Annotated in this window: 11 protein-coding genes; 7 read left to right on the top strand and 4 right to left on the bottom strand. The window is 63.3% G+C overall.

What is annotated here, in order from left to right:
* The first annotated feature begins 36 nt into the window (after window positions 1-36).
* The gene (locus NKI64_RS26255) at window positions 37-900 is read left to right on the top strand and encodes an AraC family transcriptional regulator (protein ID WP_023736881.1); all 864 of its coding nucleotides are present in this window, start codon (window positions 37-39) and stop codon (window positions 898-900) included.
* Window positions 901-905: 5 nt separating this feature from the next.
* On the opposite strand, the gene NKI64_RS26250 is transcribed toward NKI64_RS26255, so the two are convergent.
* A complete protein-coding gene (locus NKI64_RS26250; RefSeq protein WP_023671361.1) occupies window positions 906-1376 on the bottom strand; it encodes a MarR family winged helix-turn-helix transcriptional regulator in 471 nt (156 codons plus the stop codon).
* Between the two features lie 421 nt (window positions 1377-1797).
* Here NKI64_RS26250 and NKI64_RS26245 point away from each other — a divergent pair, with 421 nt between their 5' ends.
* Both NKI64_RS26245 and NKI64_RS26240 read left to right on the top strand, forming a co-directional pair.
* Entirely contained in the window at window positions 1798-2835 is a 1038-nt protein-coding gene (locus NKI64_RS26245) for a CobW family GTP-binding protein (protein WP_352670947.1), read from the top strand.
* A gap of 249 nt (window positions 2836-3084) precedes the next feature.
* Window positions 3085-4059, top strand: a complete 975-nt coding sequence (locus NKI64_RS26240; RefSeq protein ID WP_023711331.1) for a WD40 repeat domain-containing protein — start codon at window positions 3085-3087, stop codon at window positions 4057-4059.
* Between the two features lies 1 nt (window position 4060).
* Here the strand turns inward: NKI64_RS26240 and NKI64_RS26235 are convergent, their stop codons facing one another.
* The gene (locus tag NKI64_RS26235; protein WP_023683507.1) at window positions 4061-4513 is read right to left on the bottom strand and encodes a hypothetical protein; all 453 of its coding nucleotides are present in this window, start codon (window positions 4511-4513) and stop codon (window positions 4061-4063) included.
* 155 nt (window positions 4514-4668) lie between these two features.
* On the opposite strand from NKI64_RS26235, the gene NKI64_RS26230 reads away from it, so the two are divergent.
* The 4 genes from NKI64_RS26230 to NKI64_RS26215 all read left to right on the top strand — a co-directional run bounded on the left by NKI64_RS26230 (window position 4669) and on the right by NKI64_RS26215 (window position 10296).
* Window positions 4669-6051, top strand: a complete 1383-nt coding sequence (locus NKI64_RS26230) for an aspartate aminotransferase family protein (protein WP_023711330.1) — start codon at window positions 4669-4671, stop codon at window positions 6049-6051.
* A 35-nt stretch (window positions 6052-6086) separates the two neighbouring features.
* Window positions 6087-7472, top strand: a complete 1386-nt coding sequence (locus tag NKI64_RS26225; RefSeq protein ID WP_023822078.1) for a glutamine synthetase family protein — start codon at window positions 6087-6089, stop codon at window positions 7470-7472.
* A 119-nt stretch (window positions 7473-7591) separates the two neighbouring features.
* The gene (locus NKI64_RS26220) at window positions 7592-8827 is read left to right on the top strand and encodes a putative DNA modification/repair radical SAM protein (protein WP_023694722.1); all 1236 of its coding nucleotides are present in this window, start codon (window positions 7592-7594) and stop codon (window positions 8825-8827) included.
* 2 nt (window positions 8828-8829) lie between these two features.
* Complete coding sequence (locus tag NKI64_RS26215; RefSeq protein WP_352670943.1) at window positions 8830-10296, top strand: UdgX family uracil-DNA binding protein; 1467 nt, start codon at window positions 8830-8832, stop codon at window positions 10294-10296.
* Window positions 10297-10563: 267 nt separating this feature from the next.
* On the opposite strand, the gene NKI64_RS26210 is transcribed toward NKI64_RS26215, so the two are convergent.
* Together NKI64_RS26210 and NKI64_RS26205 are read right to left on the bottom strand one after the other, a co-directional pair.
* Window positions 10564-11844, bottom strand: coding sequence for a glycerate kinase type-2 family protein (locus tag NKI64_RS26210; RefSeq protein ID WP_023671369.1), 1281 nt, complete (start codon window positions 11842-11844; stop codon window positions 10564-10566).
* A 168-nt stretch (window positions 11845-12012) separates the two neighbouring features.
* Entirely contained in the window at window positions 12013-12519 is a 507-nt protein-coding gene (locus tag NKI64_RS26205) for a heme-degrading domain-containing protein (RefSeq protein WP_023671370.1), read from the bottom strand.
* Window positions 12520-12778 lie beyond the last annotated feature (259 nt).

Genomic DNA, 12778 nt, shown 5'->3' with positions numbered 1-12778 from the left:
ACTCCGGAGCACGCCCATGAAGGGCAGGGATAGGTGATGACGCACGATCTAGACGGTGAGGCGACACAGGGTCTTGGACGTTCGTGCGCGGATGAAGACCGGATCGTCTCGGCGCCAGGCAGCACCGGCATCGAGCGCATCGAGGCGCATTTCCATGGCAACGCCTTCGACCTACACCGTCATGATACACTTGCCGTCGGCGTGACGCTTTCCGGTGTGCAGCGCTTCCACTACAGGGGCACTGTCAACCACAGCCTGCCCGGCCAGGTTATCGTGCTGCATCCCGACGAAGTGCACGATGGCGGCGCCGGGACCGAGGATGGTCTGCGCTACCGGATCCTCTATCTGGAACCCTCACTGCTGCTCGACTGCCTCGACGGCGCGCCGCTGCCTTTCGTCAGGGATGCTGTGGTCAGCGATCCTGCCTTGCGTGGCACGCTGCTTTCGGCCCTGTCGCCGCTCGATGAGGAACTGGACGAGCTGTTCGTCGCCGATTTCGTTGCGGAGCTGGCGCAGCATCTGGGGCGTCATGCGGGACAGAAAGCAAAGCCGATGGGGAAGTCGGCCTCGCGTGCGGCAGCGCTGGCGCGCGGCTATCTCGAGGAGAATGCCGAGCGGTCCGTTCGTTCCGATGAGCTGGAAGCCGTCACCGGGCTCGACCGCTATGCGCTGTCACGCCATTTTCGCGCGACCTATTCCACCAGCCCGCATCGGTTCCTGCTGATGCGCCGGCTGCAAAAGGCAAGACGGATGATCGAGGTGGGCGAGCCGCTGGCCGAGATTGCCGTTGGCGCCGGCTTCAGCGACCAGAGCCATTTCAACAGGCATTTCAAGAAAGCATTCGGCTTGACGCCCGGCCGCTGGTCGACCCTGGTGCGCGGGCCTTCGGTAGCCGCCTAGGAAGATCAATCGTCGATGTCGCCATCGTCGTCGACAAGCACCAGCTCCTCGTTCGACAAATTGGCCTCGATGCGGGCGAGCAGCTTGAACAGCGTCTTCTGTTCTTTCTTGTCGAGGCCCTTCAACGCCTGCTTCTCGGTCTTCTTCACCGACTTCTCGATGGCGTGGATGATCTCGCGGCCGGTGTCGGTGAGAAAGATATGCGCCTGGCGTGCATCCGCGGAAGAGGCGCGCTTTTCCAAAAAGCCCTGGGCCTGCAGCCGGTTGATGGTCTTGGTGATGGTCGGCGGGCGAACGCCGAGGCGGCCGGCGAGATTGCCGGGCGTCTGGCCGTCCTCGCGGTCGAGCGTCAGCATGATCTGGTCCTGGCCGGCATAGAAGCCGTGCGCCAGAAGCCGCGCCGCCAGCGCGGTCCTTGCCAGCCTTGCCGCCGAATGCAGCCGGCTCATCGTTGCAGTCTTGTCCGCCTTGGCCATGGTGATCCCTCTTCGGCCGTACCGGTGCGTGCAGCATAGACGCAGCCGGCCGGTTGGCAATCGACGATCCAAAAGATTCCGGCTTTCGAAACAGCTTTGCCGGCAAGCATTTGTGGTGCTCGAAATGGTGATGCCAGATGTTTATTTCAGTTAGATGACAAACGAGTTTCCGCCAAGGCGATTGCAACGGTTTGACGCGGCGCGGCTCAGCACAGGTCAACGAAGAGGCGTTTCCGGCGACACGTTGATGGTCGGCATCCCTCGCACTCGGCCTCTCGGGTCTACCCATCCGCTTCGTCAATCCTGGGTCAAACACCCAGGCGGTTTGCCTCGTGCAAAAGGCCGGCACACATCCTATATCAGGCCAACAATCCCTTCTTGCGGCCCGCAATTCCGTGGCCCAGCCATTTCGAGGCAAGATATGAGCGAAGCACAGACGCAAATCCCCGTGACCGTTCTCACCGGCTATCTCGGCGCCGGCAAGACGACGCTGCTCAACCGCATCCTGTCGGAAAACCATGGCAAGCGTTATGCCGTCATCGTCAATGAATTCGGCGAGATCGGCATCGACAATGATTTGATCGTGGAATCCGACGAGGAAATCTACGAAATGAACAATGGCTGCGTCTGCTGCACGGTGCGCGGCGACCTGATCCGCGTCGTCGAAGGCCTGATGCGCCGTCCCGGCCGCTTCGACGCCATCGTCGTCGAGACCACCGGCCTCGCCGATCCTGTGCCGGTGGCGCAGACCTTCTTCATGGACGACGACGTGCGCTCCAAGACCAAACTCGACGCTGTCGTGGCTCTGGTCGACGCCAAGCACCTGCCGCTCAGGTTGAAGGATTCCAAGGAAGCCGAGGACCAGATCGCCTTCGCCGATGTCGTCGTGCTCAACAAGACCGACCTGGTGACGCCCGAAGAACTGGCCAAGGTCGAGGCCACCATCCGCGCCATCAACCCGGCGGCCAGGATCCACCGCACCACGCGCGCCGGCGTGGCGCTGTCCGAAGTGCTCGACCGCGGCGCCTTCGACCTGTCGCGCGCATTGGAAAACGACCCGCATTTCCTTGAGGCGCACGATCATGATCACGACCACGATCACCACGACCATGATCACGACCATCATCATCACGGTCACGCGCATCCCTCCGACATCCATGACGTGACCGTGCAGTCGGTGTCGCTGCGCGGCGGCGAGATGGACCCGAAGAAATTCTTCCCGTGGATCGAGAAGATCACTCAGATGGAAGGTCCCAACATCCTGCGGCTGAAAGGCATCATCGCGCTCAAGGGCGACGACGAGCGCTATGTCATCCAAGGCGTGCACATGATCATCGAAGGCGACCACCAGCGCGCTTGGAAAGACGGCGAAAAGCATGAGAGCCGGCTGGTGTTCATCGGCCGCGAGCTTGACGCCGAACGGCTGAAGAAGAGCTTTGACGCCTGCCAGGCGGCTTGATTTCCGGACTCTATGGCGCTAGCGCTGCCGGCTCTTCCTTCTCCCCTTGTGGGAGAAGGTGGCCTCGCGAAGCGAGGTCGGATGAGGGGTGCTCCAGCTCGGCACCGACGGCGATCCGTTCAACACCCCTCATCCGTCTCGGCGCTGCGCGCCGATCCACCTTCTCCCACAAGGGGAGAAGGTTGACGCCAGGCCTGGCCGCCTCAGTGGCTTCCCGGGAGTGGTGACAGCTTCATTGGAATGGTCCTGATGCCCACAGTTGCTCCCCTCGACCTGGAAGGTCACTGCCTTGCCGCCGTCTTCCTCGACAACGTGCCGCATTTTGCGCTCGCCGATGGGACAGTTCATAGGCTCGACAACGGCCACAAGACAATTCAGGCCAATGACGGCCTGCTCTCCACGTTCCATGACGCCGCCAACGACCGCCTGATCACCGGCGGCGAGGACGGCAAGATTTTTGCCGTTGCCGCCGGCGGCAATGTCAGCGAACTCGCCAGCGCCGGCAAGAAGTGGATCACCAGCGTCGCCGCCGGGCCGCAAGGCGCTATCGCCTATGCCACAGGCAAGACTGCGTTCGTGCGCTTTGCCGACGGCAAGACCAAAGAGTTTGCCCATCCACGTTCGGTCGAGGGGCTGGCCTTCTCCCCCAAGGGCATGCGCTTCGGCGTCGCCCGCTACAATGGCGCGACGCTGCATTTCCCGGCCGCCGAGGGCAGACCGGTGGAGCTGGAATGGGCCGGCGCCCATACCGGCGTGACCTTCTCGCCGGATGGCGCCTTCCTCGTCACCACCATGCAGGAAAACGCGCTGCATGGTTGGAAGCTCGCCGACGGCAAGCACATGCGCATGACCGGCTATCCCGGCAAGGTCAAAAGCCTGTCGTGGAGCGTGAAGGGCAAGTGGCTGGCGAGTTCCGGCGCGCCGGCGGCGATCGTCTGGCCGTTTTCGGGCAAGGACGGCCCGATGGGCAAGGCGCCGCTGGAGCTCGGCACGCGCGGCAACGCCATGGTGACATCGGTTGCCTGCCATCCGAGCCAGGATGTCGTCGCCGTCGGCTATGATGACGGCATGGTCATGGCGGTGCGCTTTACCGATGCCAAAGAGGTGCTGTTGCGCCGCCCGGGCATGGGCGCCATCACCGCGATGATGTGGGACAAGGAAGAGCGCCGGGTCGCCTTCGGCAGTGCCGCCGGCGACTGCGGCGTCATCGATATCTCGGCGTGACCTATTCGGCTCCGCACGACACCTTGCCGGTCAATTCTTTCGGCTTGCCGTCCTGTTCCGTGTCGGCGGCGTTGTCGTAGACGGCAAGCGTGTACCGGCCGTCATAGACGCCCTCGTCACTGGTCTTGGTCAGGATCGTCAGTTCGACAGAGTTGAATTTATCTCCGAGCTGATGCTCGTGGTAGACGTTCAGCCGCAACTCCTTGTCGTCCAGCCAGTACTGGGTGAGGTCGGAATCCTCGAAGACGGTCTTGCGCAGACTGTCGCCTTCCGGCCGGCCAAGTATCTCGAGATCGCCGCGAAAATTGAAGGTCGGGCCGCCCATACCTCTGGTGACCCCGGCGCCGACCTCGAATTGCACCGCTTTGTCATCGACGGAACACCAGACGCCGCCCGATGCGGAAGCCGCAGCGGCCGACAAGAGTAGCGCAATAGCGCAGATGATCGTCCGCATTCTTCTCCCCAAACCACAGACCCGATCGCATTGGCGCCCGACTGCGCCGGAAGGTCAAGTCTGCCGAACTTGCTGCTGACCCAATGCAGCGCACCAACACGGCCAATTGCGGTTGCCGTCGCCAATTGGGTAGTGTGCCGGCCGAGAGGGATTTCATGTACAGCACGAACAGTTCAAAGGCGTCCATTGGCGGTATCAGCCGTGACCGCATCGCTGCATTGCGGACAAGCGAGGCGAACACCTTCCGCAAGGCGCGGCCGAAATCGCAGGCCAAGGTCGGTAACGGCCTGCCAGGCTTCTTCGGCGGTGTGCCGATGCACTGGATGAACGACTGGCCGACGCCATTCCCGATCCTGGTCGAAAGCGCCAAGGGCGCCGCCATCACGGATATCGACGGCAACAGGCTGGACGATTTCTGCCTCGGCGACACCGGTTCGATGTTCGGCCATTCGCCGCCGCCGGTGGCGCGCGCCATCCGCCGCCAGGCCGGGCGCGGCCTGACCTATATGCTGCCTTCGGAGGATGCGCTGGCCATCGGGCCGCTGCTCACACAGCGTTTCGGTCTGCCGTTCTGGCAGATCGCCACCAGCGCCACCGACGCCAACCGCTTCGCGCTGCGTGTTGCCCGCGCTATCACCGGTCGGGAAAAGATCCTGGTCTTCAACGGCTGCTATCACGGCTCGGTCGACGAGACGATGGTCCGGCTGGTCGACGGCAAAGCTGTCAACCGGCCGGGCCTGGCGGGCGAATTCCGCGACCTGACCAGGACGGCGAAGGTCATCGAATTCAACGATGTTGCTGCACTGGAAGCGGCGCTCGCCGACCGCGATGTCGCCTGCGTCATCGCCGAGCCGGTGCTGACCAATTCCTGCATGGTGCTGCCCGATCCGGGTTTTCACGACGCCTTGCGCAAACTGACGCGCGCGGCCGGAACGCTGCTGCTGATCGACGAGACCCACACCATCTCGACCGGCCCAGGGGGCTACACCAGAAAATTCGGGCTGCAGCCCGACCTTTTCGTGCTGGGCAAGCCGATCGCCGGTGGCGTGCCGGCAAGCGTGTGGGGCATGAGCGACGAGGTCGCCTCGCGCTATGCCGACTACAATCGAACCAAGGAGCCGGGCTATTCCGGCATGGGCACGACGCTGTCGGCGAACCCGCTGCAGTTCGCAGCCATGCGCGCAACGCTCGAAGAGGTGATGACGCAGGAGAATTATGCCCGGATGGATCGCCTCGCCCTGCGGCTCGATGCCGGGCTGACCGGCGTCATCGATCGCTACAATCTGCCCTGGCATGTCGCCCGCGTCGGCGCCCGCGTCGAGTTCATCTGCGCCCCTGGCCCGCTCAGGAACGGCGCCGAAGCCGAGACTGCCCATGCGCCGGAGCTTGAGGCGGCTATCCATGTCGCGCTGGTCAACCAGGGCGTGCTGATCGCGCCCTTTCACAACATGATGCTGATCTCGCCGGCCACCACCGGCGCCCAGGTCAACCGGCTGATCACCGCCTTCGCCACGGTTGCGGCAAGGCTGACGGCATGAGACAAGCTGCCAAGCCAAACTCGAGTACACTAATCATGACTTCACCTTCGGGCTCGACGCCCGCCGAGGCGCAAGCCTTTCTCGACGCCCATCCCGAAATCGAAGCCTTCGATATCGTCTTGACCGACGCCAACGGGGTCGGCCGCGGCAAGATCGTGCGCCGGCATGAGCTGAAAAGCATCTTCGAGGGCGGCCGCCACATGCCGATCTCGATCCTCGGCCTCGACATCACCGGCGAGGATGTGCACGAAACCGGGCTGATCTGGACGACTGGAGACGGCGATCTCAGGGCATGGCCGATCCCCGGCACGCTGGTGCCGCTTTACGGCACGAACCCGCCGCGCGGCCAGTTGCTGATGGCGATGTACCATCTCGAGGGACAGCCTATGTCGTCGGACCCACGGCTGGCGCTGGCCAGGCAGGTCGACATCTTGGCGGCCAAGGGCCTCTATCCCGCCGGCGCCTTCGAACTCGAATTTTTCCTGCTTGCCAATGAGCGTGACGCCGACGGCAAGGTAAAGCCGGCGGACGCCGTGCTCGACGGCCGCCGCTCGGCCAAGACGGAAGTCTATTCCGTCGACCATCTGCACGGCATGGAGCCGCTGTTTTCCGACATCTATGCCGCGGCTAAGGCGCAAGGCATTCCGGCCGAAACGGTGATTTCCGAATACGCGCCCGGCCAGTACGAGCTGACGCTGAACTATCGCAAGGATGTCATGCGGGCGGCCGACGACCTCGTCATGTTGAAGCGGCTGGTGCGGGCGCAGGCGCGCCGCCATGGTGTCACCGCCTGCTTCATGGCCAAGCCGATCGAAAAATACGCCGGCTCCGGCATGCATTTCCATGTTTCGTTGCAGGACAAGAACGGCCGCAACGTTTTTGCCGAGGCTGGCGGCGAAAGCTGGTCGCTGCCGCTGCTGCAGGGGCTCGGCGGGCTGATCCAGACCATGGCCGAATCGATGCTGGTGTTTGCGCCGCACGCCAATTCCTGGCGGCGCTTCGTCTCGCAGTCCTATGCGCCGGTGGCGCCGACCTGGGGCGTCAACAACCGTTCGGTGGCGCTGCGCATCCCGGCGGGCGACGCCAAAAACCGGCGCATCGAGCACCGGCCGTCGGGTGTCGACGCCAATCCCTACCTGATCGCGGCAACGGTGCTGGCCGGCATCATCAAAGGTCTGGACGAAGGCCTCGACCCCGGCCCCGAAACCACTGGGAATGGCTATGAAGCCGCCGTCACGCGCACGACCATGCCGGTCGACTGGCGCGCCGCGATCGAGGCGGCGCGGGCCTCGAGCTTCCTGAAAGAGGCGCTTGGCGAGGATCTGCATCGCACCTTCGTGGCGATCAAGCAGTCGGAGTATCTGCGCGTCGCCCGCACCGTCAGCGAGCTGGATTACCACCTCTACCTCCATGAGGTCTGAGAGACCGCCTGGAACTCGGGCAGTCGTCCTGCTAGCCCGACGATCAGGCGGCGATTACTTTTTCGCCGCCTGCATCAAATGAGGTGGCGCTGCAGCCTTCAAGAACATATCATGAACGGATGAGCGCACCTACCGTCCGTGAAAAGCTGGCAATCCTGTCTGACGCCGCCAAATACGATGCTTCTTGCGCCTCGTCGGGCTCGGCGAAGAAGGATTCGCTCCAATCCGGCGGTATCGGCTCCACAGAAGGCATGGGCATCTGCCATTCCTACGCGCCGGATGGCCGCTGCATTTCGCTCCTGAAAATCCTGCTCACCAATTTCTGCATTTACGATTGCAGCTACTGCATCAACCGCTCGTCATCGAATGTGCGCCGCGCCCGCTTTAGCATCGACGAGGTGGTGAAGCTGACCATGGACTTTTATCGGCGCAACTACATCGAAGGCCTGTTCCTGTCCTCCGGCGTCATCCGTTCGCCCGACGAGACCATGGCCGAAATGGTGGAAGTGGCGCGGCGGCTGCGGCTGGACGAAAAATTCTCCGGCTATATTCATCTGAAGACCATTCCGGAAAGCTCGGCCGAACTGGTCGAGCAGGCCGGGCTCTACGCCGATCGGCTGTCTATCAACGTCGAACTGCCGACCGATGAGGGCGTCAAGAAACTGGCGCCGGAGAAGAAGCCGGAAACGATCCGGCTTTCCATGGCGAACCTGCGCCGGAAGATGGAGGAAAAGGCCGAGCCGACGCTGAGGACCAAGAAGCGCGAACGCTTTGCGCCCGGAGGTCAGTCGACGCAGATGATTGTCGGCGCCGACAAAACATCCGACGACGGCATTTTGCACACCAGCGCGCGGCTCTATGGCAGCTATCACCTGCGGCGCGTCTATTATTCCGCCTTCAGCCCAATCCCGGATTCGTCATCGTCGCTGCCGCTGCAAAAACCGCCGCTGATGCGCGAGCACCGGCTCTATCAGGCCGACTGGCTGATGCGTTTCTACGGCTTTTCGCAGCCGGAAATCCTCGCCGGCAGCAGCGACGGCATGCTCGACCTCGCCATTGACCCCAAGCTCGCCTGGGCTTTGCGCAATCGGGCGAGGTTTCCCGTCGACATCAACCGCGCCGACCGCGAAGCGCTGCTGCGGGTTCCGGGTCTGGGCACCAAGGTGGTGGCGAAGATCCTTGAAACCCGCCGCCACCGACGCATGCGGCTGGAAGATGTCGGACGGATCTGCCATTCGATCGCCAAGCTGAGGCCCTTCATCATCGCCGAAGGCTGGTCGCCGGGCGGACTCACCGACAAGACAGGCCTGCGCGACACGATCGTAAAGTCCTGCGAACAACTGTCGCTGTTTTGACCATGCAGCCGGCCCAGCTCGACCTTGCCCGATACACCGTCCGGCTAGCGAGCCAGACCGATTTCGCCGGTTGGCGCGATGCGGCACGGCGTCTGGCGCTGAATGAGGTCCGGCCTGAGGATATTAGTTGGGGTGTCGGGTCCGACGCCAATGATCCTCAAGATGCCTTGCCGGCGGTGCCAGAGGGCGCGCAGCTTACCGTCCCGCGCGAGTTCATCGCCCGTGCAGAAACCGCCTTCTGCCACTCCGACCCCGGCCGGTTTGCCTTTCTCTACCGGATGCTTTGGCGCCTGCGAACCGAGCCGAAACTGCTGGCGATCGCATCCGATCCCGACACCAGGCGGCTCGAAGCCATGGAAAAGGCGGTGCGGCGCGACAGCCATAAGATGCATGCCTTCGTACGCTTCCGGAAGATCGGCGACGGCGAGAACGAGCGCTACGTCGCCTGGTTCGAGCCGGAGCATTTCATTGTCGAGCGCAACGCGGATTTCTTCGTCCGGCGGTTCACCGGCATGCGCTGGACCATCCTGACGCCCTATGCCTCCGCCGACTGGAACGGCGAAAGGCTGGCGATCGGGCCGGGTGCGGCCAAGGGCGATGCACCCGATCAGGACGACACCGAGGCGTTGTGGCTGACCTATTTCGAAAACATCTTCAACCCGGCGCGGCTCAAGGTGAAGGCGATGCAGAAGGAGATGCCGAAGAAATATTGGCGGAACCTTCCCGAGGCCTCGCTCATTCCAGATCTGATCGCAGGAGCGGACGAGGCCGCCAGGGATATGATTGCCAGACTGCCGACAATGCCGGCGCCGCACCACGCCAAGCTGCAGGCGAAACATTGGCCGAAGCGCGAGCCGGCCGAGGCGCCGGACGATGACGCCAACACCATTTCCGAGCTACGCGAAGCCGCGAAAGGCTGCCGCCGCTGCCCGTTGTGGCGCGACGCGACACAGACCGTGTTCGGCGAGGGGCCGGATGATGCCAAAGTGGTCTTCGTCGGCGAACAACCGGGCGATCAGGAAGATCTCGCCGGCAAACCTTTTGTCGGGCCAGCGGGCAAAGTGTTCGATGCAATTCTCGATGACGCAGGCGTCGACCGGCAAAAAGTCTACGTCACCAACGCCGTCAAGCATTTCAAGTTCGAGCCGCGCGGCAAGCGCCGCATCCATTCGAAGCCAAATGCCGGCGAAGTCCAGGCCTGCCGCTGGTGGATCGGCCGGGAGCTTGAGCTGATCAAGCCGGACCTCGCCGTGGCGCTTGGGGCAACGGCGGCGTTGTCGCTGCTGGGCAAGGCCATTGCCGTGACGAAAATGCGCGGCCAGTTGATCGAACGCGAGGATGGCTTGCGCGTGTTCATCACCATCCACCCCTCCTTTATCCTGCGCATTCACGAGCCGACGGACAAGGAGGCTGAGCGCGAGCGGTTCCTAAAGGATATGAAAGAGGTGAAGCGGCTGATGGGGTCGTGAGATGAGCGAAAGCCTCAGCGACATCGTCATCCGCGGGCGGAGCAAGGAGTGAAGCGACGCAGCGCAGACCCGAGGATCCATGCCGCGACGTTTGCACGCTGCTACGGTGCAGAATTATGCCGTTGCGCTCGACGGCTAACATCACGGAATGGATCCCCGGGGGTCTTCGCGACGGAGCTTCGCTCCTGCTTCGCCCAGGGATGACGAAGCTGGGTGGCTTCACGGTCGTGAATCCAACGTTGGAAAACTTCGGCCGCCACGGCCAGATTAACTGATTAGGATTGCCCTCAGATCGTTCACATTCGTACCCGTCGGCCCCGGCACGAACAGATCGCCGATCGCGTTGAACGCCGTCCAGGCATTGTTGCCGGCCAGCATCGCCTTGGCGTCGATGCCGGCGGCACGCATGCGCGAGACAGTCGAGCCATCGGCAAAGGCGCCGGCATTGTCTTCCGAGCCATCGATGCCGTCGGTATCGGCGGCCAGTGCATGAATACCTTCCGCGCCGCTGATGCCGATGGCAAAGGCGAGCAGGAATTCGGAGTTGCGGCCGCCCTTGCCCCTTTTTCCGTCAACAGGGGCCCGCAAGGTCACGGTCGTCTCGCCGCCGGACAGGATCAGCACCGGCTTTTTGAACGGCCGGTTGCGCGTCGCCACTTCGCGCGCAATGGCTGCATGCACGCCACCGACCTCGCGCGCCTCGCCCTCGATGGAATCGGAGAGGATGACGGCTTCGATGCCCTGCCGTTTTGCCTCAGCGGCTGCCGCTTCCAGCGACACGCCAGCCGAGGCGATCAGGTGCACTTCATTGCGTGAAAAGCGCTGGTCATCCAGATCTGGCGCATCGGCCTCTGGCGAGTTGATGTGCGCCATGACGGCGTCGGGCAGTTTCATGCCGTAGGCCGCTATCGAGGCCAGCGCATCGGCGCGGTTGCCGGAGTCGGGCACGGTCGGGCCGGAGGCCACCAGCGCCGGGTTGTCGCCGGGAATGTCAGAGACAACCAGTGATACCAGTTTGGCCGGCCAGGCGGCAGCTGCCAGCCGGCCGCCCTTGATGGTCGAGAGATGCTTGCGGATTGTGTTCATCGCCGCGATCGGCGCGCCGGAGGCAAGCAGCGCCTCGTTGACGGCGATTTCGTCGGCGAGCGTCAGGCCGGCGGCAGGCGACGGCAGCAGCGCCGATCCTCCGCCCGATATCAGCGCCACTACCAGGTCGTCCGCAGTCAGCCCTTGCACCTTTTCGAGCAGGCGCCGCGACGCCTCAAGACCGGCAGCGTCCGGCACCGGATGTGCCGCCTCGATGATTTCGATGCGCTCGCATCTGGCGCCATAGCCGTAGCGGGTGACGACCAGCCCTTCGATCGGGCCATCCCACACCTTCTCGAATGCCGCCGCCATCTGCGCCGAGCCCTTGCCGGCGCCGATGACGATGGTGCGGCCCTTGGGCCTGGCCGGCAGATGATCCCTGATGGTCCGTTCAGGATCGGCAGCGGCAACAGCGGCATTGAAGATCGAGATGAGAAAGGATTTGGGATCGAGCACGGTTATCCTTGGCCGTAACTGGCGGTTTTCAAAATGAGCAAACGTTGGCGCTGCCCCTCACCCTCACCCCGTGAAAGACGGGGAGAGGGGATCGCCAGCGCTCGAGCTTGTCCTTTCTCCCCGTCACTATACGGGGAGAAGGTGCCGGCAGGCGGATGAGGGGCAGCGCCAACGTCACGATTTACCTTCCGGCGGCAGCGCCAATTGTGTCCGATCGACGCCGAGATGATCGCACAGTGCATCGACGACGACGCCATGATCCTGGCGTTCCGGCAGGCCGGAGACGGCGATGACGCCGATGACGCCGGCACCCTTTACAGTCACCGGAAACCCGCCGCCGGCCAGTACGTAATCAGCAATATCCAGCCCCTCGCCGACCTTGAAGGTGCGGTCCGGTCGCTGCTGTTCCAGCACCAGACGATAGGTGCTCCTGAGGTAGCGCTTGACCACATTGATCTTGCGTCGTGCCCAGTCGGGGTTGGAGGCGTTTGAACCGGGCATCGCGGCATAAAACAGCGGCCGATCCCACAGCCTGATATCGATGATGATGGGCAGCTTTTCGGCCAGCGCCCGCTCGCGGATCGCCGCGCCGACCTTGAACGCGACGGCCTCGTCGAAGGCCGGGAAGACCAGCGTCTCTTCCTGTTTCTGGATCAGAGCGATGTCGTCTGCGGCGGCCATTTTTGTTCTCCGAAATCGTCACAAATCGTGTGTACGACAAGCTCCGCCCGGTCAAGGTCTCGTCGCGGTGGTGGTCTTGCCCCGCCAGGATCGCCCCCCCACTCCGTCGAGCTTCTCTCGACACCTCTCCCCCGATCGACGGGGTAGAGGAAGGGCGTGTCCGAACCGGATAGATAGGTAACAGAATGGACCGATAGCATGGGTGACAGTTTTCTTGTCCGCCGGAGGACCGGCGATGGTTTGGCGAGAGACTGGCATC

Origin of the sequence: Mesorhizobium sp. M0478, assembly GCF_040321305.1 — a bacterium.
In the GTDB taxonomy this organism is placed as follows: Bacteria; Pseudomonadota; Alphaproteobacteria; order Rhizobiales; family Rhizobiaceae; genus Mesorhizobium.
This window is presented reverse-complemented; position numbering and strand designations above follow the sequence as displayed.

Excerpts from the sequence above, each read along its gene's own strand:
- NKI64_RS26255 (WP_023736881.1), top strand. The coding sequence starts at position 37 with ATGACGCACGATCTAGACGGTGAGGCGACACAGGGTCTTGGACGTTCG.
- NKI64_RS26250 (WP_023671361.1), bottom strand. The coding sequence starts at position 1,376 with ATGGCCAAGGCGGACAAGACTGCAACGATGAGCCGGCTGCATTCGGCG.
- NKI64_RS26245 (WP_352670947.1), top strand. The coding sequence starts at position 1,798 with ATGAGCGAAGCACAGACGCAAATCCCCGTGACCGTTCTCACCGGCTAT.
- NKI64_RS26240 (WP_023711331.1), top strand. The coding sequence starts at position 3,085 with ATGCCCACAGTTGCTCCCCTCGACCTGGAAGGTCACTGCCTTGCCGCC.
- NKI64_RS26235 (WP_023683507.1), bottom strand. The coding sequence starts at position 4,513 with ATGCGGACGATCATCTGCGCTATTGCGCTACTCTTGTCGGCCGCTGCG.
- NKI64_RS26230 (WP_023711330.1), top strand. The coding sequence starts at position 4,669 with ATGTACAGCACGAACAGTTCAAAGGCGTCCATTGGCGGTATCAGCCGT.
- NKI64_RS26225 (WP_023822078.1), top strand. The coding sequence starts at position 6,087 with ATGACTTCACCTTCGGGCTCGACGCCCGCCGAGGCGCAAGCCTTTCTC.
- NKI64_RS26220 (WP_023694722.1), top strand. The coding sequence starts at position 7,592 with ATGAGCGCACCTACCGTCCGTGAAAAGCTGGCAATCCTGTCTGACGCC.
- NKI64_RS26215 (WP_352670943.1), top strand. The coding sequence starts at position 8,830 with ATGCAGCCGGCCCAGCTCGACCTTGCCCGATACACCGTCCGGCTAGCG.
- NKI64_RS26205 (WP_023671370.1), bottom strand. The coding sequence starts at position 12,519 with ATGGCCGCCGCAGACGACATCGCTCTGATCCAGAAACAGGAAGAGACG.